Source organism: Streptomyces sp. WMMC940, from assembly GCF_027460265.1.
Taxonomy (GTDB): Bacteria; Actinomycetota; Actinomycetes; order Streptomycetales; family Streptomycetaceae; genus Streptomyces.
Genome location: NZ_JAPZBC010000001.1, coordinates 3,045,912 through 3,066,949, shown reverse-complemented (window position 1 = coordinate 3,066,949; position 21,038 = coordinate 3,045,912). Strand labels below are relative to the sequence as shown.

The window sequence follows — 21,038 nt, the reverse complement described above, 5'->3', positions numbered from 1 at the left end:
AGCGAATCCGTGATGCAGTTCCTTCTCGCGTTCATCGTCGTCGGCCCGCTCATCGGTGCGGCCGCGGCCCTCCTGCCCGCCCCGCCCGGGCTGAAGGGGAAGTCGCCGGACCAGGCCGTGCTGCGGCACGGTGTGACCGTCACCGGAGCGATCCTCGCCGCCGCGATCGTCCTCGCGCTCGGCTTCGACCACGACCAGCCGTCGAAGATGCAGGCCACGACGGACATCAGCTGGATCCCGGCACTGGACGTGCGGATCCACCTCGGCACCGACGGCATTTCCCTCCCCCTCCTCGTCCTGACCGCGCTGCTGACGTTCCTCTGCGCGCTGTACAGCTACTTCAAGATGCCCGAGGGCCCGTCCCCCAAGGCCTTCGTCGCGCTGCTCCTCGTGCTCGAGTGCGGCACCCTCGCCACCTTCGCCGTCCTCGACCTGCTGCTGTTCTTCCTCGCCTTCGAGACGGTCCTGATCCCGATGTACTTCCTCATCGCCCGCTGGGGCGGCGCCGGCCGCCGCCCCGCGGCCTGGAAGTTCATCCTCTTCACCCTGCTCGGTTCGGTCGTCATGCTGCTCGGCCTGCTCCTCGTGGGACTGCAGGCCGGCACGTTCGACATGCTGGCACTCGCCACTGACAACGGCCGCGGCCTGACCCTGTCCGTGCAGGTCATCGCCGTACTCGCGATCGGGGTCGGTCTCGCGGTGAAGACCCCGATGTGGCCGCTGCACAGCTGGCTCCCCGACGCCCACACCGCCGCGCCGACGGTCGGCTCGGTCCTCCTCGCCGGCGTCCTGCTGAAGATGGGCACCTACGGCTTCGTCCGGATCGTCCTGCCGATCGCGCCCGACGGCATGCAGGTCTTCGCCCCGTACCTCGCCGCCTTCGCCGTCGTGGGCGTGATCTACGGATCCCTCGCCTGCCTCGCGCTCGCCAGGCCCGGTTCCAAGGGCGACCTGAAGCGCCTGATCGCGTACTCCTCCGTCGGCCACATGGGCTTCGTGCTCCTGGGCATCGCGACCATGACCCCGACCGGCGTCAACGGCGCGCTCTTCGCCAACATCGCCCACGGCCTCATCACCGGTCTGCTCTTCTTCCTGGCCGGAGCCGTGAAGGACCGGTACGGGACCGCCGACCTCGACACGCTCGCCGGCGCCACCGGGGCCGCCCTGTACGGCCGCGCGCCCCGCCTCGGCGGACTGCTCGCCTTCGCCGCCGTGGCCTCGCTGGGCCTGCCCGGCCTCGCCGGGTTCTGGGGCGAGATGCTCGCCCTCTTCGGCGCCTTCGACCCCGCCGACGGCCTCAGCCGCCCCGCCTTCCTCACCTTCATGGCCATCGGCGGCCTCGGCACCCTGCTCACCGCCGCGTACCTGCTCGTCGTCGTCCGCCGTGTCTGCATGGGCGGCCCCCGGCCCGTCGGAGAGCCGCGGCTCGCCGACGTACAGGGCTACGAGGTCGCCGCCTGGACGCCGCTCGTCGCCCTCACCGTCCTCGCCGGGCTCTGGCCTGCGGTCCTCCTCGGCCTCACCGACCCGGCCGTGCAGAAGCTCCTCGCTGGAGGAAAGGCATGACCCTGGCCGCCGCACCGCAGGCGCTCGTCGCGCCCGTCGTCCAGTCCGTGGACTGGCTCGCGATCGCCCCGCCCACCATCGCCGCGGTGGCCGCCCTGCTCATCCTGGTCGCCGACCTCTTCGTCGCCGAGCGGAGGAAGGTGCTCCTCGGCTACGCGGCCATCGCGTCCCTGGCCGTCGCCGTGGTCTCGCTGCTGCCGCTGCGCGGGGCGGACCGCGCCACGTTCTGCCTGACCACCGCCCCCGACGTGTGCAGCTACACGGCGGACCGGTTCACGCTCGTCATCCAGTTCCTGGTGCTGGGCGGCGCGCTGGTCACCGCGCTGATCTCCGTCACCGAGACCCGCAGGCGGCTGCCCGCGGGGGAGTACTGGTTCCTGCTGCTGTCCTCCGCGGCCGGAGCGGCCCTGCTGCCCGCCGCGCGGGACCTCGCCACCCTCGTCGTCGCCCTCGAGGTCGCCTCGCTGCCCGCGTTCGCGCTGGTCGGACTGCGCCGCGGCAACCGGATGTCCAGCGAGGCGGCCCTCAAGTTCTTCCTGTCCTCGGTCACCGCCACCGCCGTGATGCTGCTGGGCGTCAGCTTCGTGTACGCGACGACGGGCACCCTGCACCTGACCCGGATCGCCTCCCGCATGGACGAGGTGCCCGGTCAGCTGGACACCCTGGCCCAGGTGGGTGTGGTGCTCACCCTGGTCGGTTTCGCCTTCAAGACGGCGGCCGTTCCGTTCCACTTCTGGGTGCCCGACACCTACGTGGGCGCGCCGCTGCCCGTCGCCGCGTACCTCTCCGTCATCGGCAAGGCCGTCGGCTTCTCCGGGCTGATCCTGGTGACCGTCATCGCCTTCCCCGCCCACGCTGATCTGTGGGGTCCCGCCGTCGCCGTGCTCGCGGCCCTCACCATGACCGCCGGCAACGTCGCGGCCGTACGCCAGTCGCCCACCCGTGCGAACAGCGCCGTACGGCTGCTCGCCTGGTCCTCCGTGGGGCAGGCCGGCTACATCCTGGTCCCGATCGCCGCGGCCGCCTGGTCCGGCGACGTCCGGATCGGCTCCACCGTCGCGTACGCCCTCATGTACGCGGTCGTGAACCTCGGCGCCTTCGCCGTGGTCGCCCTGGTCGCCCGCACCGAGCCGCGGAACCGGATCGCCGACTACCGCGGCCTGTACGCGACCCGTCCCGTGACCGCCCTGGCGCTGGCCTTCTTCCTGCTCTGCCTGGCCGGGCTGCCGCCGGGCGTCATCGGGCTCTTCGCCAAGGTCACGGTCTTCTCGGCCGCGGTCGACGCGGGCCTCGGCTGGCTCGCCGTCGTCATGGGCGTGAACGTGGTGATCGCGCTCTACTACTACCTGCAGTGGACCGCCCAGCTCTTCCGGGCGCCGGAGGAGGCGCCCGAGGGCGCGGCGGAGGCCGTGCCGCCGCGCCGCCCCGCACCCGCTCTGGTCACCGCGGCCATCGCGCTCACCGCAGCCGGGGGGGTCCTGCTGTCCGGCTGGCCGCAGTTGGTGCTGCGCTTCGCCGCCGTCGACCTGTTCTGACGGGCTCACGACAGGCCCGCCCCGCGCGGCTCCGGACGCGTGTCTCCTCCCGGTACCCGTGGAACGCGCTGCGCCGGGCAGGCGGAACCGTCGGTTCGACAAGCGGTGCCCCGAGCGGGCACGGTGTTGACCGCATCCGGACGAGCAGCAGGAACGACATGGCCGCAGAACGACGAGGGAGTACCGCTGTGCTGAGCGGATTCAAGGACTTCATCCTCCGTGGAAACGTGATCACGATGGCGATCGGCCTCGCGGTCGGCTCCGCCTTCACGGCGGTCGTCACGGGGCTCACCAACGCCTTCATCACCCCGCTGATCGGCGTGGCCACGCAGGGCGCCGGGGACTTCAGCAAGGCGGCCTTCACGGTCCAGGGGGTGAAGTTCCCCTACGGCCTCTTCATCAGCGCCACCATCGCCTTCGTGATCACCGCTGCCGTCCTCTACTTCTGCGTCGTCGTCCCGATGCTGAAGGTGCAGAACCGCTTCACCAAGGAGGAGCCGGTCAGCATCAAGGCGGCGGTACGCGACTGCCCGCGCTGCTACACGGAGATCCCGGCGATCGCCAGCCGCTGCGCGCACTGCACGAGCGATGTGGAGCCCCTCCCCGAAGCACTGGAGAAGGCCGGGGTGCTCCCGTCCCAGCGCTGAGCCGGACGGGTCACCCGAACGGCCCAGCGGTGCCGGGCTCCCCGCCCGTGGCGACGGGGGAACCCGCGGCTCCCGCCTGGCGTTGACCAGTACGGGAGGGTCCACTGGAGAGCGGACCACGACCGCAGAGGGTTCCCCTGCCGAGCCACTTGGAGGGCGTACCGTGCACCGCCGGCACAACGGACTGAGGACTGCCGTTCTCCTCGGGGGGCTGTCCGCCCTCATCATCGTCATCGGCAGTCTCTTCGGCCGTACGGGCCTGATCGTCGCCGTCGTCGTGGCCCTGGGGACGAACGCGTACGCGTACTGGAACAGCGACAGGATCGCACTGCGGGCCATGCGCGCCCGGCCGGTCAGCGAGTTCGAGGCGCCCGCGCTGTACCGGATCGTCCGCGAGCTCTCCACACAGGCCCGTCAGCCGATGCCCCGGCTGTACATCTCGCCGACCCAGGCGCCGAACGCCTTCGCCACGGGACGCAATCCGCGCAACGCGGCGGTCTGCTGCACCGAGGGCATCCTGCGGATCCTCAACGAGCGGGAACTGCGGGCGGTCCTCGGCCATGAGCTGAGCCACGTCTACAACCGGGACATCCTCATCTCGTCCGTCGCCGGGGCCCTCGCCTCAGTGATCATGTTCCTGGTGAACTTCGCCTGGCTGATTCCCATAGGCCGCTCGGACGACGACGACGGCCCCGGGCTGCTCGGCCTGCTCCTCATCATGATCCTGGGTCCGCTCGCGGCGTCCGTCATCCAGCTCGCCATCAGCCGCTCCCGCGAGTTCGAGGCCGACGCCGACGGGGCCAGGCTCACCGGCGACCCGCTCGCCCTGGCGAGCGCCCTGCGCAAGTTGGAGGAGGGCACCAAGCAGTTGCCCCTGCCGCCCGAGCCGAAGATCGAGACGGCGAGCCATATGATGATCGCCAATCCCTTCCGGCCGGGTCAGAGCGTCACAAAGCTGTTCAGCACCCACCCGCCGATGGCCGAACGCATCGCCCGTCTCGAACAGATGGCAGGTCACCGCCCATGAAGACAATCCTGAACGTCATCTGGCTCATCCTGTGCGGCTTCTGGATGTTCCTCGGCTATCTGCTGGCCGGCGTCCTGCTGTGCATCACCATCATCGGCATCCCCTTCGGCCTGGCCGCCTTCCGTATCGGCGTCTACGCTCTGTGGCCCTTCGGCCAGACGGTGGTGGAACGCAGGGACGCGGGCGCGCCCTCCTGCATCGGGAACGTGCTCTGGCTGATCCTGGCCGGTTGGTGGCTGGCGCTCGGGCACGTCGTCACGGGCATCGCCCTCTGCCTCACCATCATCGGCATCCCGCTGGGCCTCGCGAACTTCAAGCTGATCCCCGTGTCGCTGCTGCCGCTCGGCAAGGAGATCGTGCCGAGCGACCAGCCGTTCATGGCGAGGTGACGCAAGCCCGCGCGCGCCCGCAAGCCCGTCCGCGCCCGCACGCCCGGACGGAGCCCGAAGGGCCCGCCCCCGGCCCGCCCGTCTCGGCCCTGAGAGCCGGAAGCGCTGCGGCGCGCAGGGGCCGCTCACCCTCGTCCGCCCCCGTGCTTCGGGCCGCCGTCCCGGCGTGACGCGCCCCGGCTCGCGGATCCGCCGTCCGACCACGAGGTCGTCGACTTCCTCGGGACCGAGGGCGTCAAGGCCGATCTCCGCCGACCCGCCCCCGTACCGCGTACGCCACCGCCCCCGCCGCCAGCACTGCCGCGCCCGCCACGACCGACGCCAACGGCAGTGCGAGAGCCAGTACCAGACAGCCCGCCAGCCCGACGACGGTGAGGGCCCTTCCCCGGGGACCGAGTGTCCACGCCGAGGCGTTGGCGATGGCGTAGTACACCAGCACGCCGAACGACGAGAAGCCGATCGCGCCCCGCACGTCCGCCGTCGCAGCCACCACGGCCACCACCGACCCCACCGCGAGCTCGGCGTGGTGCGGCACCCGGAAGCGGGGGTGGACGGCCCCGAGGGCGCGCGGCAGACGGCCGTCCCGGGCCATCGCCAGCGTCGTCCGGGAGACACCGAGGATCAGCGCCAGCAACGATCCGAGCGCGGCCACCGCCGCCCCGACCCGTACGACGGGGACCAGCGGGTCCGCCCCGGCCGCCCGGACGGCGTCGGCCAGGGGAGCCGTCGCCCGGCCGAGTCCGTCCGCGCCCAGCACGGAGAGGACCGCACAGGCCACGATCACGTACACACCCAGGGAGATCCCCAGGGCCAGCGGGATCGCCCTGGGGATCGTCCGGGCCGGATCCCGCACCTCCTCGCCGAGCGTGGCGATCCGCGCGTACCCGGCGAACGCGAAGAACAGCAGTCCGGCAGCCTGCAGCACACCGCCCACCCCACCGCCGGGGCCACCCGACAGCAGACGGCCGGGGTCCGCCGACGGAGAGAAGAGGACGGCGACGGCCACCGCCGCCAGGACCGCCAGCACGACGGCCACGATCGCCCGGGTCAGCCGGGCGGACTTCTGCACGCCGCCGTAGTTGACCGCCGTCAGCGCCACGACAGCGGCCACCGCGACGGCGTGCGCCTGCTCGGGCCAGAGGTACGCACCCACGGTCAGTGCCATCGCCGCGCACGAGGCGGTCTTCCCGACGACGAAGCCCCAGCCCGCGAGATAGCCCCAGAACGGGCCAAGCCGTTCCCTCCCGTACACATACGTCCCGCCCGACGCCGGGTAGCGGGCCGCGAGCCGGGCCGACGCGGTGGCGTTGCAGTACGCCACGACCGCGGCCAGTCCCAGCGCCAGGAGCAGCAGCGGCCCGGTGCCGACGGCCGCGGCCGCGGGCGCCGGCGCGACGAAGACACCGGCGCCGATCATCGAGCCCAGCCCGATGACAACAGCGTCGAACACGCCCAGCGACCTGCGCAGTTCCTGTGGCATGCACCGCACCCTACTCACGGCCGCAACCGCGCTCCGCACCGCCGGCGTCTGACATGACAGCAGCGCGTGACGGGCAGGAGTCCGGGGACGCGCACGAGGAAAGGCAGGTCATGGCATGGGCATCATCAGCTGGATCGTCCTCGGTCTGCTCGCCGGGATCATCGCCAAGATCCTGCTGCCGGGACGCGACCCGGGCGGACTGATCGGCACCACCCTCATCGGTGTCGCAGGCGCCTTCGTGGGCGGTTGGATATCGTCCCGCTTCCTGGACCGTCCGATCACCAAGGACTTCTACGACGGTGCCACCTGGGTCTCCGCCATCGGCGGCGCGCTCGTCCTGCTCATCGCCTACCGCATCCTCTTCGGCCATTCGCGGTCGCGCTAGCGGAGCCGACCCGGCGCTCTCCCGGCCGACCCGGCGCGCTCAGTCCCGGAGGCCGGTCTCGCGCAGGGTGATGTTCAGCCGGCCGGCCAGACCCAGCGCGGGATCGGCCGTGCCCGGACGGACCCTGGGCACCCCGTGGTGGGCGAAGCGGGACGGCCCACCGAAGACGAACAGGTCGCCGGACGCCAACTCGACGTCCGTGTACGGCCGACCGCGGTTCGCGGTGTTCCCGAAGCGGAAGACGCATGTGTCGCCGATGCTGAGCGACACCACCGGGGCGCAGGACCGCTCGTCCTTGTCCTGGTGCATGCCCATCCTGGCGGCGCCGTCGTAGAAATTGACGAGCGCGGTGTCCGGCGCGTACGCCCTGCCGCTCCCGTCGCCCACCCCGCTGTCGCCGTACGCGGCGGCCAGCGCCTCGCGTCCCAACTCCGCAAGCCAGTCGGGGAAGCCGGCGACCCGGGCGCCGTTCACGTCGTCGGCGGTCCGGGCGTACCGGTACGGCTGCCAGTGCCACCCGACGCAGACCGTCCGCACGGACATCACCCCGCCCGTCGGCAGCCTGGTGTGCCGGATCGGGACCGGCCCGCGCGCCCACTCCCGGCACACCACGACGAGTTCGCGCTGCCGGGCGGTCGACAGCCAGCCGGGAACGTGCACGGCTCCCGGCGCCGGCTCGGCCCGCTCCCGCGGGAAGAGTCCCTCGCTCACGGCACCAGCGCGCCCTCCAGTCCGAGGAGCCGCGCCTTGCTCGGCAGGCCGCCCGCGTAACCGCGCAGTGCGCCGTCGGCGCCGATCACCCGGTGGCACGGCCGCACGATCAGCAGCGGATTGCGGCCGATGGCCGTCCCCACCGCCCGCACTCCGGGCCCCGCGGCGCCGACCCGCTCGGCGATCTGGCCGTAGGTCGCCGTCCGCCCGTAGGGAATCTCCTCCACCGCCTGCCAGACGCGCCGCTGGAAGTCCGTGCCCGCGTCCCGCGCGAACTCGATCGAGAAGGACGTCAGCTCCCCGGCGAAGTAGGCCCGGAGCTGCGCGATGATCTCCTCGAACTCCTCCGGCGCGGGCCGTCGGCCGTCCCGTACCTCCGCCGAACCCTTCTGCCCGGGCAGCGACAGCGAGACGAGCGCGGTCCCGCCGACGGCGGTCGCGGACTCCTCGCCGACCAGCAGCAGCTCACCGAGCGGGCTGTCGACCGTCGCGTACACCGTCATGGCTCTTTCCTCTCCGCCGTGGGGGCGTCCTTCCGCGGTCCCGCGTCCACGAGTCTGCGGCGTGGTGGGCCGCCCGCGCCGGTGGTATTCGGACGTCGGCCCCTGAGCGCTCCGGCCCGCTCCAGGACGCGAGGCGGGGGTGGTGCGGCCGCGCCGCACCACCCCCGAGCGCCTGCCTCCGCGCGGCCGGACGGCTCAGCGGCGGTCACGGCTCAGCGGTAGTTCACGAACTGAAGGGCGAAGTCGAAGTCCTTCCCCTTCAGCAGCGCGATGACCGCCTGCAGGTCGTCGCGGCTCTTCGAGCTGACCCTCAGCTCGTCGCCCTGCACCTGCGCCTTGACGCCCTTCGGGCCCTCGTCGCGGATGGCCTTGGCGACCTTCTTCGCGTTCTCCTGGGAGATGCCCTCCTGGATCGACGCGAAGATCTTGTACTCCTTGCCGGAGAGCTGGGGCTCCCCCGCCTCCAGCGCCTTCAGCGAGATTCCCCGCTTGATCAGCTTGGACTGGAAGATGTCGAGGATCGCCTTGACCCGCTCCTCGCCGCTCGCCTGCATCAGGATCTTCTCGCCGGACCACTCGATGGTCGCGCCGGTGCCCTTGAAGTCGTAGCGCTGCGAGATCTCCTTGGCGGCCTGGTTGAGGGCGTTGTCGACCTCCTGCCGCTCGACCTTCGAGACGATGTCGAAACTGGAGTCGGCCATGTCCTGTGGCTCCTTGTATCGGGTGGGTAGACGCACGGCCGGATGCCCGGACCGCCACGGCAAAGCCTAGCCACCCGCACCCGCCGGAGGCGCTGATCAATCCGGTGGCGGAGCACCCCTGGGGATCAGGTATCGTTTACGTCGTTGCCACGGAACGCCGCGCGAAAGCGGCTCCGGAGCGACATCCCATGGCGGTGTGCCCGAGTGGCCAATGGGAGCGGACTGTAAATCCGTCGGCTTAGCCTACCCAGGTTCGAATCCTGGCGCCGCCACATGGTTGAAAGGGTCTGTGACCAGCAGAAATGCGAGTCACAGACCCTTTCGGTTTCCGGAGTGATCGTGGGGCGATCTGCAGGGGAGTGCCCCAACTTGTCTCACCCTGACTCGCGTGCTGACTAGTGCGTGTGGGGCATCTGTGGGGCAGCCCGGGTCATTTCCAGCGCTGCAACGCCTCGTCGATGCGGGCATTCGCCATAGCCGTGGCGTCGTCCAGGCAATTCGCGTAGACCTTTAGAAGAACAGCCACTGAGTGGCCGGCTCTCCGCGCGATCTCCACCGGGTCGACCCCGGAGTTCAACCACAGTGAGACGCACGCGTGGCGTAGATCATATGGCCGCGCGGCGAGCGGGGACGCGTGCTGCTGCGGGGTCAGTGCCTTCTTGCGTGTGCGGGCCCAGACCTCGCCGTAGCCGCTCTCTTGCACGAGTCCGCCGCGTGACGTGCGGAAGAGTCGTCCATCGGGCGCTATGCCGTGCGATTGGATGTGCTCGCGGAGCATGGTGGTGAAGTGGGGCGGAATGGGCACGTGCCGGACCTCCCGTTCCGGGCGCCATTTCAGGCCCCGCTTGTCGTGCCGCTCGCCGGAGTCGGTCCACCCGCGACCGACGCGCGGACGGGAGCCGTCCAGGTGTAGCGTCCCCCACCCCGATGCGGGCAACTCACAGTTCTCAAGACGCAGCCAGACAGCCTCTGCCGGGCGTAGGCCCGCGTGGTACAGACACCCGAAGAACGCCTTCAGGTGCTTACCACGGGCGCCCTGCATGGCGACCGCTTCCAGCAGCGTGCGTGCCTGTCGAGGGTTCACGACACAGCCGGGGTCGACCTGCGCCCGCGTCCAGGCCGTGGTCTCTGCCCGACGTGGGCCTCGCACGGCCTGCGGCCTGCATACGAGGCACATGGCAGGTCAGCCCCTCAGCGAACAGATCAGCTCCGCCGTGCCGGAGGGCACCAGATGGTCCCAGGGGAGGGCCATGCGCCAGCGACGGCGTACCTCCGTCCCGGTTACGAGTTTTTCCGTTCTCTGCCAGAGCACCAGGACCTCGTATCCGGCAGCCTCGGCCAGAGCCTGCTTCTCACGCCCCCAGGCGTCGTAGACGGTGAGCGCTACGACGTCACAATCACCGAGGGAGGACCGCAGTGTGGCGGGCGACCGCAGGTCGCACGGAACGATACGTGGACGCAGATGGGGAGCTAGACGCGCCAGACTGGTCGAAACCATGGCGGACCTCTGCTCGAAGGTGAAGGGATTAGCCTCCCCGGTGGAGCGGTTCGGGTCGACTCCTGTGTGCCGGGTGCGCTCCGGTGACGGGTTGGTGATGCCCACGGCGAGCCGGTGGTGGTGTCGAGCGGCCTCCGTCACGTACTCGAAGTGGCCCCAGTGAAAGGGCTGGAAGCGTCCGATGACGGCGACCTCCGCCACCATGCCCCCTATTCCGCCACGGCCAGGGCGAACAGCCAGTCCACATTGCCGGATGACCGCGGTTCGACGGCTTCCTCCATCTGGACGACGGAAAAGGAATGTCGTTCCAGCAGCTGCCTCAAGGAAGCCGACGTGAACAGCTGGAAGAACCTTCCGCCGAGCCCTTCCCCTGTGTCGATGACATTCACGCCCGTGCCGGACTTAACGAGCACATACAGCACTCCGCCGGGAGCGAGGACGCGCCGGAACCCGGCCACGGCCGCGTCCGCTCCTAGACCATGCGACACCAGGGGTAGATGGTGGAGGGTGGCGTGGACGCGAATGCAGTGAAAGCGGCCGTCCTCGATGACACTGAGGTCACGCATGTCCGTAACCATCACGCCGTCCGGACCGATGCGCCCCTCGTCCTGGGCACGACGCAGATACCGTACGAACCCGCCGGCGTTCTCCAGAGCGACGGGTTCAATGTCAGGCTCCTCGGCGAAGCGCAGCACATCCCGCCCGTAGCCTGCACCCACGTCGAGCATCCGCCACCGTGTGGCTCCGCCCAGGGGCAGACTGCCGTCGGCGATCCTCGAACGCACCCGCTCCAGCAGGGTCGCGGTCAGGTACTCGTCCCACTTCCAGGGCGCGGCCTCGCGTGCCTGCTCGTAAGACGCGCTCTGCTTCGTGTACGCCGCCGCGGTCCCTCGGACGACCTCGTCAACTGCCGCCACCACGACATCTCTGCCGAGAACGCCGGGATCCATCTGGTCCTGCTCAATTACCCGGATGGCGTCCTGCAGGCTGTCCATATGTCTCTCTCTTTCAGTCGGGCTCAGGTGTGGGCTCGTGAGAGGGCTGCCGCGCCCAGTGCAGCCGACAGGTTGACGTCGCCGGCCGGGTCGAGAAGAGTGATGCCGGATGGAAGCAGGGCGAGTTCGTGCCGCACGAGTTCTGTGAACTTTTGACGGTAGGGCAGTTGCCGGAGACTCCTGCCGCTTAGCACCAGATCGACCGGCGACCAGAGACAACTCACGAAGTGAGCCGTCTCCGCGACGATGCGAGCCGCCGAGCGCGCCAGCCGCGTGGCCACAGAATCACCCTGCACGGCCGCCAGGCAGTAGTCCTCGAAGTCCGCCCGCGACCGGCCGGTGAGCAGTCTGAAGGTCTCCGACACGCAGGCGGCCCCGAGGGCATCGCGTGCCGTGCCGTGGAGTCCGACCATGGGATGGGCGAAACGCTCGGGTGGCACTGTCCTGGGCAGGCACTTCGACAGTTGCATCGGCAGAGCCGACACCTCATGCGCCCCCAGGGCTAGCCCAGAGGCGAACGACGTACCGAGTTTGAGGACGAGCAGCGGGCGATCCGGTCCGCCGGGTCGAGCAAGGGCCTCCGCAGCCGCGACGGCCTCTCCATCGTTCCAGCTGTGGACTGGGCAGCCAAGTGCCTTGGTCAGCACGGAGTCGAGCTCGCCCGTGTCTAGGAGGCCGACGACTTCACCGCCGCCTTCCGTAAGGATCGACATGGAGCGCAGGCCGACTCGCGTGCGGGGCGCCGACCAGGCGATGCCCACGCCTCGGATACCGTGGGCGAGTTCGTCACCGGTCAGCATCTCAACGAACGCCCGGAGCGAGATGCCGAACAGCGAGGACTGCCGTCCTGAGCCCAGTCGCTTCTCCCGGCTGTCGACGACCTCGCCGCAGTGGATGCGGACCAGCCGCAGATAGTGGCCGCCGATGTTGATCCCGAGCTGAGGAGCCGCATCTGCTTCTCCCTCGAACGGGCGGAAGCCGTGCACGGGTGTGGGCAGTAGCCGGGAAGGCTTTCCGTCGGTCAGTTCAACGGGTTCACCCGCCGCCCGATGCCACCAGGCACGCCAACTGCCAGTGGGATCAAGCCGTTCGAGTGCCTCACTCACCTGGCTCCGCTTCGATGCCGGTGTGATCGCGATCTCTCCTGCGCCTTGGACGTTGACCAGGTTCACCAGGTCCCTGGCGGCCTCCGCCGGTGGTCCGTCAACGGCGAGGGACGCATAACGTCCAGTGATCCGCTGTCCTGTCGCTTCCACATCACGTCCTAGGGAACGGCTTGGATAGTCTCGGCGTGGTCCCACAAGTAGTTGAATGAAGCCTTCAGCATGCGGTAGCCATGGGAACCCGAACGAAAGAGAATCATCGGCAGTCTCACCGGTGCTTCCGGTGCGAGGATGTTGGGCGAGAAGAATGCGATATTGGGAAAGATTACGACGGTGCAATACGGGGCTGGCATGAATCGGCGAAGTGTGATGTAGGACCCCGTGGTGGAGCAGACATTCAGCACGGTCGCGATCGTGGAGTCCGCGTCCCGCTCGGTCTGGGGCTTCTGTCCCGGAGCCAGATTGGGCTCTTCGATCGATGTCCTGTCCCGCACTGCCGGACTGTCGGAACGCTCGATCAACGCCTGCATTCGGACAGCACCGTTCGCGTTCCGCAGCATCCGTTCGATGTCTCGGTAGAATGGGCCCAGCGGGTTAAAGAAAACGCGCAGAGTCGGCCCCATGATATATATCTCACCGCTTTGATGCGATAGGAATTCCTCGGAGAGTCGCGTCTGCGCGTTGTCCGCATTCGTATTGAATTCTCGGTCCTTGTAGACCCGGGTGATGCCAGCGTCGGACAACTCGTTGAAGAGGCGCCACACCTCGTCCCCGAGCCACCGCTCCCTCAGCTTGTCGTACGCGAAGGAAACTAGGATGGGAAAAAGTACGGCGGAGCCAAGTGACTGGAGTGTCACGGAAACGATGGTCCATACCATTCCCTTGGTGGTAACCGAAACGGCGACGCCAGCCGTGAACACGAGCAGACCCGCCACTGCGGCAATGACGAGTATCCGGCGAGGAGCCCCTACGTTCATGTGAGGTTAGCCTCCGTGATTGCTGCATAGGTCATTTCTATGCCCTAACGCGGACGGCTCCGGGCCGTCCCGCCGTCACTGAGCCGATGACCGCCGCGAACTGTCGCTCCTTCGCGCAGGCGGTGAGGAAACGCTCGGCAACGTCCGGCGCCGCGGCAAGCAGGAGCCCTCCGGAGGTCTGCGGGTCACTTAGAAGGAAACGCACAGACAACGGCGTCCGCCCCCAATCGATCTCCTCTTCGAGTTCGAAGTAGGTGCGCTCCGCGCTGTTTGGTACGACACCGTGCTCCTCCAGCAGTCGGTCGGCTGAGGGCAGCGTGGGGACGCGCTTCGCATCGATCTCAGCCGCGCACCCCGATGCGCTGAGCATGTTGTGCAGATGCCCGACGAGGCCGTATCCGGTGACATCGGTGGCGGCGCGCACACCGGCCGATACTGCCAGTTCGGCGGACATCTGGTTCGACGACTTCATGACCGCTTCGGCTGCCGAGGCCGCTTCCGGGCCGACCACTCCTGCTTTCACCGCGGCCAGCACGATTCCGGTACCAAGCGGTTTTGTGAGAATGAGCAGATGCCCAGGTTGGGCGTTGCGGATCAGCATTACACCGCCGAGTTTCGCAGTCCCGACGACGGCGAGTCCGAACAGCGGCGTGGGAGAGATGATCGTGTGCCCCCCGAGTAGCACTGCCGAGGCTTGAGAAAGCGCCTCGACTGCAGCCCGGGTAAGTGCCAGCATGGGCGCTTTGCCGATGTCATCGGGCCAACCGAGAACACTCAGGGCGAGAATCGGTTTCGCTCCCATGGCGAAAATGTCAGAGAGGGCGTTAAGCGCCGCGACACGACCCCAGGTGGCAGCATCCGGAGAGACTGGCGTCCCGAAATCCACGGTGACGGCCAGCAACTGGTCGGGCGTGATTTCGTACAGCGCTGCGTCATCCCGGGACCGGCCGTCGGTATGCACACGATGCGTGGCATTGAGCGTCCCCACCATCTCGTCCACAGCGGCCATGAATCCGCTCAGCCTCTGCAGGGGAACCTTGCAGCCACACCCTGCCGCAGGAGAAAGCCCCAGTAGGTCGATCGGTCTTGCTTCGGTCACAACTCTCCCCGCCCCCCACCCGGTCCCGGACCCTCACGGCCTGTGATCTGGCTGGGACAGGATGACACAGGGGCGACCTCCCCGACGTAAGTTCTCACCAAAGAGAGGGAGTTGCTCCATTCGTGATCTTCTCCACGGGCTGTCACATCCTGGCAACCGCGATCTAGCGCCAGAGATTCTCCAGCAGTTCCTCGGATTCAAGGTTCCGGGCGACGCCATGTACCGCCGCATTGCCGCGTCCGACAGGGACCAGCGGGGGGTGGGCCCGTGCGGCTGTGCCCTTATGCCTTGGTGAAGGCGAGGAAGTCGTGACGGCGGGGGCTCGGTAGACGTACCTGAGCGGGGCAGGCTTCTAGAGCGCGTCTGGCTTCGGGTGGCCACCGACACGGGTCCGGTGATGGCTGCCAGTGGGGCTGATGTGGGGTGGGGTTGCCACATGCACGCTCAAGCGCTGGTCGGGTTGTACTGGTCGCACGGACTGTAAATCCGTCGGCTTAGCCTACCCAGGTTCGAATCCTGGCGCCGCCACGCGATGGAACGGCCCCTGATCTGCGGAAACGCACATCGGGGGCCGTTGTCGTGCGTGTCACGGACGGGCGGCGCTCGCATCGAGATCATGCGTGAGACGGCCCCACTCGCCGACGCCGGGAAGCCCGAACCGCTGCTCGCCCCCGCGCACTTCACTCTTGCCGATGTCGCCGAGGCCCACACCGCATTGGAGGCTGCGTCGTCGAGGGCGCGGCCGTCATCGCGGTCTGACCGACACCCCAGTCATGGTCGGACCGATCCCGCGCTGTCCCTCGCAGCGTTCCGGGCTCCGCCCGCGGAGTGCCTAGCAGCCCGGGGAGGACCGGTCTCAGGGGGCGACGGGCAGTGCGCGCTTGTGGTCGGTGGCGCGGTAGCGGCGGACGATCGTCTCGAAGGCTCGTCCGTCCACCGGCTTGCCTTCCAGGAAGTCGTCGATGTCGTCGTACGTGACCCCGAGCGCGTCCTCGTCGGCCTTGCCCGGGTCGAGGGTCTCCAGGTCGGCCGTCGGCGTCTTCCACACCAGCTCGGCCGGCGCACCCAGCGCGTCCGCCACGGCGCGCACCCGGCGTTTGGTCAGACCGGTCAGCGGGACCAGGTCGGCGGCTCCGTCGCCGAACTTGGTGAAGAAGCCGGAGACCGCCTCGGCGGCGTGGTCGGTGCCGACGACCAGGCCGTCGTGCGCGCCCGCCACCGCGTACTGGGCGATCATGCGCTGCCGGGCCTTGATGTTGCCGTGCACGAAGTCCTGGTGGTGGGCGTCGCGGAAGCCCACCTCCCCGGTCGGCAGTGCCGCGAGCGCTGCGTCGCTCGCGGGCTTGACGTCCACGGTCAGCACATGGTCGGCCCGGATGAAGGAGAGCGCGAGCTGGGCGTCGTGCTCGTCGGCCTGGACCCCGTACGGCAGCCGCATCGCGTAGAACCGCGCCTCGTGGCCGGCCGCCCGGGTCCGCTCCACGGCGAGCTGGCACAGCCGGCCCGTGGTGGTGGAGTCCACGCCGCCGCTGATGCCGAGCACGAGCGAGCGCAGACCGGTGGAGGTCAGACGCTCGGCGAGGAAGGCCACCCGTCGCTCGATCTCGCGCTCGGCCTCGAAGGTCTCGGCGACCTGGAGCTCCCGGGCGATCTCCTGCTGCAGGGCGATGGACGCCGACTCGCTCACATCTGCTCCTTGCTCCGGTTCACGGTCCGCTGCTGTGGCGCCCACCCTACCGAGGGCTCTCGGGGGGACCGGAGCCCGTACGGCCACGGCCGTACGGAGCCTCGGACCGCAAGGTGAAGGACCGTCCACGGATCCCGAAGGGTGGAACGGACGAGAGGTGGCACGAAGAGGCGCTGCGCGGGTGGCGCGCGGTCGTGCACGATCGGCCGCATGACCGACGTACGGAAGGCCGATGCCGCGTAGGGCTCCCCGCAGGTCAGACAGGACCTGCCGCGCGTCCCACGGGCGTGGGACGGCGGGTGATTCCCGGGCTCCCGGGCAGGGCGCTTGCCGTGACCGCCCGGATCGAGCGGAGCCGTTTCCGGGCCGGTGATGCGCACCGGGCGCTGGTGCGATGGCGGGAGATCGCCCACAAGCCCGGCCCGTGGGTGAGGTACGCCGCGCTCGACGACGACTGTCCGTGCTGCGCGCCCGGACGCTCTTCCGGCGCGGCGGTCCCTACGGCCCGCGGTCCGGTCCGCACGGGAAGAACCTGGCCCCGTCGTCCTGCCGGGCAGGCTCGGGCCGGGGGCCGTACCCGTGCGGGCGGCCGTCGACGCCGTGCCCGCGCCGCTTCCCCGGGCCCGTGCCCGCGCCGCTTCCCGGGACCGGGCCCGCGTCGTCGGTCGGGGCCCCGGGCCGGCGTCCCGCCCGCCGGAGATCAGGGGCCGGCGTCGGCAGCCGGAGCGGCCGGCCGGGGTGGCCCGGTCCGCCGCAGGGCGTAGAAGCGGGCGATCGGCTCGGCGCTCAGTCCGTGGAGCACGATGCTGAGCATCACGGTGATCACCATGACCCGGGAGACGAAGTCGGCACTGGCGTCCGGGAGTTCGATGACCGCCAGGGAGCCGAAGACGATGGACGTCACACCTCTCGGCCCCATCCAGCCCAGGAAGAGCTTGTCGGCCCGGCTCACCCCCGCCCCCGTGAGTACCAGGAGCACGGGAAGCATGCGGACCAGGGTGACGGCGAGCAGCGCGTAGAGGACGACCGAGGCCTGGAAGCCGGGCCAGAACGCGTTGTTGACGATCTGCCCGAAGATGAACCACAGCGCGAGGCTCATGAGGGTGACGATGTCGTCGGTCAGCTCCACTGCGGTCTCCGGGAGTTCCCGGACCGCCGGGCCGAAGACGACGCCGGCGATGAAGGACGCGACGAACCCGTTCCCGCCCACGGCGCTGGAGAAGGTGTACGCCACCAACGGGACGGCGAGCACGCCCAGTCGCATCGCCGACGTCTGCGTCCACCCCCGTGACCACGACTTGCGCAGAAGCCAGCCGCTCGTCCAGCCGACGGCGAGTCCGGTGGCGAGCGCCCAGCCGGCCGCCTCGACCGCCGTCAGCAGCGCGTCGCCGTAGTCGGCGTGCACATCGTGCGATTCGACGGCCACCGCGATGCAGAGGAGGAACACCGGCGAGACGATGCCGTCGTTGAGACCGCCCTCGACGTTGAGGACCTCGCGCAGCCGCGCGGGGATCCGCGGGTCGCGGACGACGGACGCGGTGGGGGCGAGGTCCAGTGGGACGACGACGGTCGCCAGCACCGCGAGCAGCCATCCGGACTGGCCCGGGAAGAGGAGGAGGCCGCTCAGGAACGCGGCGCAGAGCGTCAACGGCAGCCCGCCGCCCAGCAGACGGAGGACGATGCCCTTCTCGCGGCCCAGGATCCTGCCGGGCACCTCGATGGCGTCGACGAACAGCAGCAGGGCCAGGATGACTTCCACCGCGTGTTCGAAGACGTTCGTCTCGAGTTCGAAATGCAGCGGGGGGTTCGAGCCCGCGGTCAGGGCGGTGCCCGCCGCCATCATCGCGATGGGCGCGGTGATACTCCAGCGCGAAAGCCTGAACGCCAGCAGCGACCAGACGAAGAGAATTCCCGCGATGACCGTGACGGCAAGCATGCAGCCCCCGAGTTCCGTTCTTCTCTTCGTATCTCTTCTCTTCGCATCGCCGGCTCGGCAACCGAGCTTAAGGGCTGTCCCGCAATCCCTGGGGGACCAGCGCGCGGCGTCGGACGCGGTGCGTCGCAAGGCGGAGAGTCGTCCTCATGCTTGGGTGTATTCGGCGGTTCCACAACGAGGCTCGTGCGCGCTTCGGTGTGAAGTCGTTTCCATGGAGGGGAAATTGAGGACGGCGGTCCGAAAGGAGTCCGATGGGTGCGGCCCCCGGCCCCCGGGCCCACGGTGCCGGACCGTGCCGCCGGTCGAGCCGGCACTCGCTACCCGCCTGGACGCCGAGCATCCGCCGCGCCGAACGGCCCCCTGCCCACCCCCCAACCCCTGACCCGGATTTGGGGGCCCAGGAGCTCGCGCAACGGCTGCGCCGGGGAGGAGCGCCCGGGTCCGGCGCACGTGGACGTGGGACGCAGCGCCCAACACCCGCCGTCGTCCGGCCGGCACTCGCGTCCGGCGGCCCCGGCGGCCCCGGCGTCCGCGACCTCGGCCGGTACTCGCGCCCGGTGGCCCCGGCACTCGCGACCCGCGACATGCCTTCCACCGGCGGGGACGACGGATCCGAGTCGCCGGACCGGGCTCATCGGCCGACCATGGAGGGACAGCGCAGCCGGGGACTCTCGGTGGGAGATGCCAGTGGTGGACACCGATGTACTGATCGTGGGGGCCGGACCCGTCGGACTCACCGCGGCCGCGGAGCTGCGGCGCCACGGAGCGGACTGCCGTGTCGTCGACAGACTCCCGGCCCGGCTCCCGTACGCCAAGGCCGTGGGGATCCAGCCCCGGACCCTGGAGATCTGGGACCGGATGGGCATGGTCCACGACGCCCTGGACGCCGCCGTGCCGATGCGCGGCCAGCTGCTGTACGCCGACGGTGCCGAGCAGGGGCGTATCGACTTCCGGCTCCCGCCGGAGGTCCCCTACGGCTTCGCCGCACTGCCGCAGTACGAGACCGAGCGCGTCATCGAGGACCACCTCGCCCGGTTCGGCACACGGATCGAGCGCGGCACGGAGCTGGTCTCGTTCAAGCAGGACACGGACGGGGTCCTCAGCCGGATCGTCACCGTCGACGGCCGGGAGGAGGAGGTCCGGTCGCACTTCCTCGTCGGCTGCGACGGGGCGCACAGCGTCGTCCGCAAGACGCTCGGACTCACTTTCGAGGGCGCCGCCTTCCCCGAGGAGTACATGCTCGCGGACGTGGAGGTCGACTGGAGCCTGCCACCGGGCTACGGCGTCCGCGCCATGCACCACGGCGACGACGGGTCCGTCGACGACCTGCTCGTCTGCATCCCGCTGCCGGGCCGCGGCCGCTACCGCGTGTCCATGCTGGTCCCGCCCGAACTCTCCGCCGCACGGCAGCCCGTGGGGGACGCGGGCCCGGGGGACGAGGTCGCACACGGGCTGGAGACCGGGCGACGGGTACCCGGCGTCGAGCACATCCAGGCCGTCCTCGACCGGCTGTCCCCGGAACCCACCACGGCGTCGGCCATGCGCTGGTCCTCCGTCTTCCGCATCAGCCACCGCCTGGTGAACAAGTACGCGGACGGCCGGGTCTTCATCGCCGGTGACGCAGCGCACATCCATCCGCCCACCGGCGCCCAGGGCATGAACACCGGTATCCAGGACGCCTGCAACCTCGCGTGGAAACTGGCTCTCACGGTGCGGGGCGCCGCGCATCCGCGCCTCCTGGACAGCTACGACTCCGAGCGCCGACCCGTCGGTGAGGAGGTCGTGGGACGCACGGTCCGGCACGCCGCAGAAGGCGTCCAGGCCGACCACGACGACTTCACGACCGTCATGCTGCGCGAGGCCCAGCTGCTCGTCGCCTACCCGGACAGCCCCGTCGTGGGCCCGGGCACGCCGGGAGTGGACGGTCCGGGCCCCGGCGACCGGGCGCCCGACTGCGGCGGTCTCACCGGCGGTGTCGCCGCCGTCCCCCTGCGGTTGTACGACCTGCTCCGCGACCGCGGCCATGTGCTCCTGCTCCACGCCGACTCGGCCGCCGCGCTCCACGCGTGCGGTGCGATCGCCGCCGCAATCCGTCATCTGACGGACGGGCAGGCGACGGCCCTGGTGCTGCTCGCCCCGGGCACGGGAACGGACGGCGGTACGGGAACGGGTACGGAGACAGGTACGAGCCCGGCCACGGGTGAGGCGTCCGGGGCCGTGGCGACGGGCACCGGCGCCGGGGATGCCACGGAGACCGTGGGCTACGTCACGGACGCGGACGGCCGGCACCTGCCGGCCTTCCTCGACAGCCGGGGCGAGTTCGCGCGCGGCTACCGCACGACGGGCCCCACGGCCTTCCTCGTACGGCCGGACGGCCATCTGGGCGCGCGTGTGGCGCCGCTGACGGTTCCCGGCACGGTCGCCGCGCTGTCCGAGGAGCTGGCGCGGGTCTTCCGGCTGTAGCGGGCCCTCGACGTCGGCGCGACGTTGACGTCGTGATCGTCCGCGCCGTCCACGGTGCCGTGCCGACCGGCACCGAGGTCGTGGGGTCGGACGGCCAGGCCCGCGCGCAGGCGCCCTCGACACGGGGTTGAGCGCCCTGGCCGTACGCATCGACACGCATCGACACGCATCGACCGGGATCGGTGGTGCGGCGGTCCCGGAGCCGGAGCCGGGACCGGAGGGGCGGGAACCCAGGTGCGGATCAGGGCGCGTCCGGGTAGCGGCCGGCCGCCGGGCCGTGGCTGCGAGAAGCCCTGTCGGGGCTCCGCCGTGGTCGGGGTGGTCGCCCCGCGGACG

Annotated in this window: 18 protein-coding genes, 2 tRNA genes and 1 pseudogene; 9 read left to right on the top strand and 12 right to left on the bottom strand. The window is 70.1% G+C overall.

What is annotated here, in order from left to right; all coding sequences use genetic code 11:
* Window positions 1-12: 12 nt before the first annotated feature.
* The 5 genes from O7595_RS13445 to O7595_RS13425 all read left to right on the top strand — a co-directional run bounded on the left by O7595_RS13445 (window position 13) and on the right by O7595_RS13425 (window position 5,164).
* Complete coding sequence (locus O7595_RS13445) at window positions 13-1,566, top strand: NADH-quinone oxidoreductase subunit M (RefSeq protein WP_269732479.1); 1,554 nt, start codon at window positions 13-15, stop codon at window positions 1,564-1,566.
* Complete coding sequence (locus O7595_RS13440) at window positions 1,563-3,101, top strand: NADH-quinone oxidoreductase subunit N (protein WP_269728925.1); 1,539 nt, start codon at window positions 1,563-1,565, stop codon at window positions 3,099-3,101. The genes O7595_RS13445 and O7595_RS13440 overlap by 4 nt, the downstream gene beginning before the upstream one ends.
* 188 nt (window positions 3,102-3,289) lie before the next feature.
* Window positions 3,290-3,748, top strand: coding sequence for a large conductance mechanosensitive channel protein MscL (gene mscL / locus O7595_RS13435; RefSeq protein WP_138053707.1), 459 nt, complete (start codon window positions 3,290-3,292; stop codon window positions 3,746-3,748).
* Between the two features lie 163 nt (window positions 3,749-3,911).
* Window positions 3,912-4,775 (top strand): zinc metalloprotease HtpX, encoded by an 864-nt coding sequence (htpX, locus tag O7595_RS13430; RefSeq protein WP_269728924.1) that lies wholly within the window; start codon window positions 3,912-3,914, stop codon window positions 4,773-4,775.
* Window positions 4,772-5,164 (top strand): YccF domain-containing protein, encoded by a 393-nt coding sequence (locus O7595_RS13425; protein WP_269728923.1) that lies wholly within the window; start codon window positions 4,772-4,774, stop codon window positions 5,162-5,164. Before htpX ends, O7595_RS13425 begins: the two co-directional genes overlap by 4 nt.
* A gap of 235 nt (window positions 5,165-5,399) precedes the next feature.
* On the opposite strand, the gene O7595_RS13420 is transcribed toward O7595_RS13425, so the two are convergent.
* Complete coding sequence (locus tag O7595_RS13420) at window positions 5,400-6,644, bottom strand: APC family permease (RefSeq protein WP_269728922.1); 1,245 nt, start codon at window positions 6,642-6,644, stop codon at window positions 5,400-5,402.
* 115 nt (window positions 6,645-6,759) lie between these two features.
* Here O7595_RS13420 and O7595_RS13415 point away from each other — a divergent pair, with 115 nt between their 5' ends.
* A complete protein-coding gene (locus O7595_RS13415; protein WP_138053703.1) occupies window positions 6,760-7,029 on the top strand; it encodes a GlsB/YeaQ/YmgE family stress response membrane protein in 270 nt (89 codons plus the stop codon).
* A 39-nt stretch (window positions 7,030-7,068) separates the two neighbouring features.
* On the opposite strand, the gene O7595_RS13410 is transcribed toward O7595_RS13415, so the two are convergent.
* The 3 genes from O7595_RS13410 to O7595_RS13400 form a co-directional block, all read right to left on the bottom strand.
* Window positions 7,069-7,740, bottom strand: a complete 672-nt coding sequence (locus O7595_RS13410) for an alpha-ketoglutarate-dependent dioxygenase AlkB family protein (protein WP_269728921.1) — start codon at window positions 7,738-7,740, stop codon at window positions 7,069-7,071.
* Window positions 7,737-8,243 carry a methylated-DNA--[protein]-cysteine S-methyltransferase gene (locus O7595_RS13405; protein WP_269728920.1) on the bottom strand — a complete coding sequence of 169 codons (507 nt, stop codon included), beginning with the start codon at window positions 8,241-8,243 and terminating at the stop codon, window positions 7,737-7,739. Before O7595_RS13405 ends, O7595_RS13410 begins: the two co-directional genes overlap by 4 nt.
* A 212-nt stretch (window positions 8,244-8,455) precedes the next feature.
* Window positions 8,456-8,944 carry a YajQ family cyclic di-GMP-binding protein gene (locus tag O7595_RS13400; protein WP_138053700.1) on the bottom strand — a complete coding sequence of 163 codons (489 nt, stop codon included), beginning with the start codon at window positions 8,942-8,944 and terminating at the stop codon, window positions 8,456-8,458.
* A 190-nt stretch (window positions 8,945-9,134) separates the two neighbouring features.
* Between O7595_RS13400 and O7595_RS13395 the strand changes: the two genes are divergently transcribed.
* A tRNA-Tyr gene (locus O7595_RS13395) sits at window positions 9,135-9,216 on the top strand.
* 158 nt (window positions 9,217-9,374) lie between these two features.
* Here the strand turns inward: O7595_RS13395 and O7595_RS13390 are convergent.
* From O7595_RS13390 to selD, 6 genes and pseudogenes are all read right to left on the bottom strand, one after another.
* Window positions 9,375-10,049: pseudogene (locus O7595_RS13390) on the bottom strand (tyrosine-type recombinase/integrase); the annotation flags it as partial.
* 78 nt (window positions 10,050-10,127) lie between these two features.
* Entirely contained in the window at window positions 10,128-10,646 is a 519-nt protein-coding gene (locus O7595_RS13385; protein ID WP_269728919.1) for an adenylyltransferase/cytidyltransferase family protein, read from the bottom strand.
* Between the two features lie 5 nt (window positions 10,647-10,651).
* Window positions 10,652-11,437 carry a class I SAM-dependent methyltransferase gene (locus O7595_RS13380; protein ID WP_269728918.1) on the bottom strand — a complete coding sequence of 262 codons (786 nt, stop codon included), beginning with the start codon at window positions 11,435-11,437 and terminating at the stop codon, window positions 10,652-10,654.
* 23 nt (window positions 11,438-11,460) lie between these two features.
* Window positions 11,461-12,609, bottom strand: coding sequence for a hypothetical protein (locus O7595_RS13375; protein ID WP_269728917.1), 1,149 nt, complete (start codon window positions 12,607-12,609; stop codon window positions 11,461-11,463).
* A 92-nt stretch (window positions 12,610-12,701) separates the two neighbouring features.
* Window positions 12,702-13,517, bottom strand: coding sequence for a hypothetical protein (locus O7595_RS13370; protein WP_269728916.1), 816 nt, complete (start codon window positions 13,515-13,517; stop codon window positions 12,702-12,704).
* Window positions 13,518-13,554: 37 nt separating this feature from the next.
* Entirely contained in the window at window positions 13,555-14,616 is a 1,062-nt protein-coding gene (selD, locus tag O7595_RS13365; protein ID WP_269728915.1) for a selenide, water dikinase SelD, read from the bottom strand.
* A gap of 454 nt (window positions 14,617-15,070) precedes the next feature.
* Between selD and O7595_RS13360 the strand changes: the two genes are divergently transcribed.
* Window positions 15,071-15,144 (top strand) — tRNA-OTHER (locus O7595_RS13360).
* Window positions 15,145-15,472: 328 nt separating this feature from the next.
* Here the strand turns inward: O7595_RS13360 and nadE are convergent.
* Window positions 15,473-16,303, bottom strand: coding sequence for an ammonia-dependent NAD(+) synthetase (gene nadE, locus O7595_RS13355; RefSeq protein WP_269728914.1), 831 nt, complete (start codon window positions 16,301-16,303; stop codon window positions 15,473-15,475).
* 700 nt (window positions 16,304-17,003) lie between these two features.
* Window positions 17,004-18,239, bottom strand: a complete 1,236-nt coding sequence (locus O7595_RS13350) for a cation:proton antiporter (RefSeq protein WP_269728913.1) — start codon at window positions 18,237-18,239, stop codon at window positions 17,004-17,006.
* A gap of 681 nt (window positions 18,240-18,920) precedes the next feature.
* On the opposite strand from O7595_RS13350, the gene O7595_RS13345 reads away from it, so the two are divergent.
* Complete coding sequence (locus O7595_RS13345; RefSeq protein WP_269728912.1) at window positions 18,921-20,702, top strand: FAD-dependent monooxygenase; 1,782 nt, start codon at window positions 18,921-18,923, stop codon at window positions 20,700-20,702.
* The last annotated feature ends 336 nt before the right edge of the window (window positions 20,703-21,038 follow it).

Coding starts and splice junctions, on each gene's coding strand:
- O7595_RS13400 (WP_138053700.1), bottom strand. CDS start 8,944: ATGGCCGACTCCAGTTTCGACATCGTCTCGAAGGTCGAGCGGCAGGAG.
- O7595_RS13420 (WP_269728922.1), bottom strand. CDS start 6,644: ATGCCACAGGAACTGCGCAGGTCGCTGGGCGTGTTCGACGCTGTTGTC.
- O7595_RS13425 (WP_269728923.1), top strand. CDS start 4,772: ATGAAGACAATCCTGAACGTCATCTGGCTCATCCTGTGCGGCTTCTGG.
- O7595_RS13385 (WP_269728919.1), bottom strand. CDS start 10,646: ATGGTGGCGGAGGTCGCCGTCATCGGACGCTTCCAGCCCTTTCACTGG.
- O7595_RS13350 (WP_269728913.1), bottom strand. CDS start 18,239: ATGCTTGCCGTCACGGTCATCGCGGGAATTCTCTTCGTCTGGTCGCTG.
- O7595_RS13345 (WP_269728912.1), top strand. CDS start 18,921: ATGCCAGTGGTGGACACCGATGTACTGATCGTGGGGGCCGGACCCGTC.
- O7595_RS13445 (WP_269732479.1), top strand. CDS start 13: ATGCAGTTCCTTCTCGCGTTCATCGTCGTCGGCCCGCTCATCGGTGCG.
- O7595_RS13405 (WP_269728920.1), bottom strand. CDS start 8,243: ATGACGGTGTACGCGACGGTCGACAGCCCGCTCGGTGAGCTGCTGCTG.
- O7595_RS13370 (WP_269728916.1), bottom strand. CDS start 13,517: ATGAACGTAGGGGCTCCTCGCCGGATACTCGTCATTGCCGCAGTGGCG.
- O7595_RS13415 (WP_138053703.1), top strand. CDS start 6,760: ATGGGCATCATCAGCTGGATCGTCCTCGGTCTGCTCGCCGGGATCATC.
- O7595_RS13380 (WP_269728918.1), bottom strand. CDS start 11,437: ATGGACAGCCTGCAGGACGCCATCCGGGTAATTGAGCAGGACCAGATG.
- O7595_RS13440 (WP_269728925.1), top strand. CDS start 1,563: ATGACCCTGGCCGCCGCACCGCAGGCGCTCGTCGCGCCCGTCGTCCAG.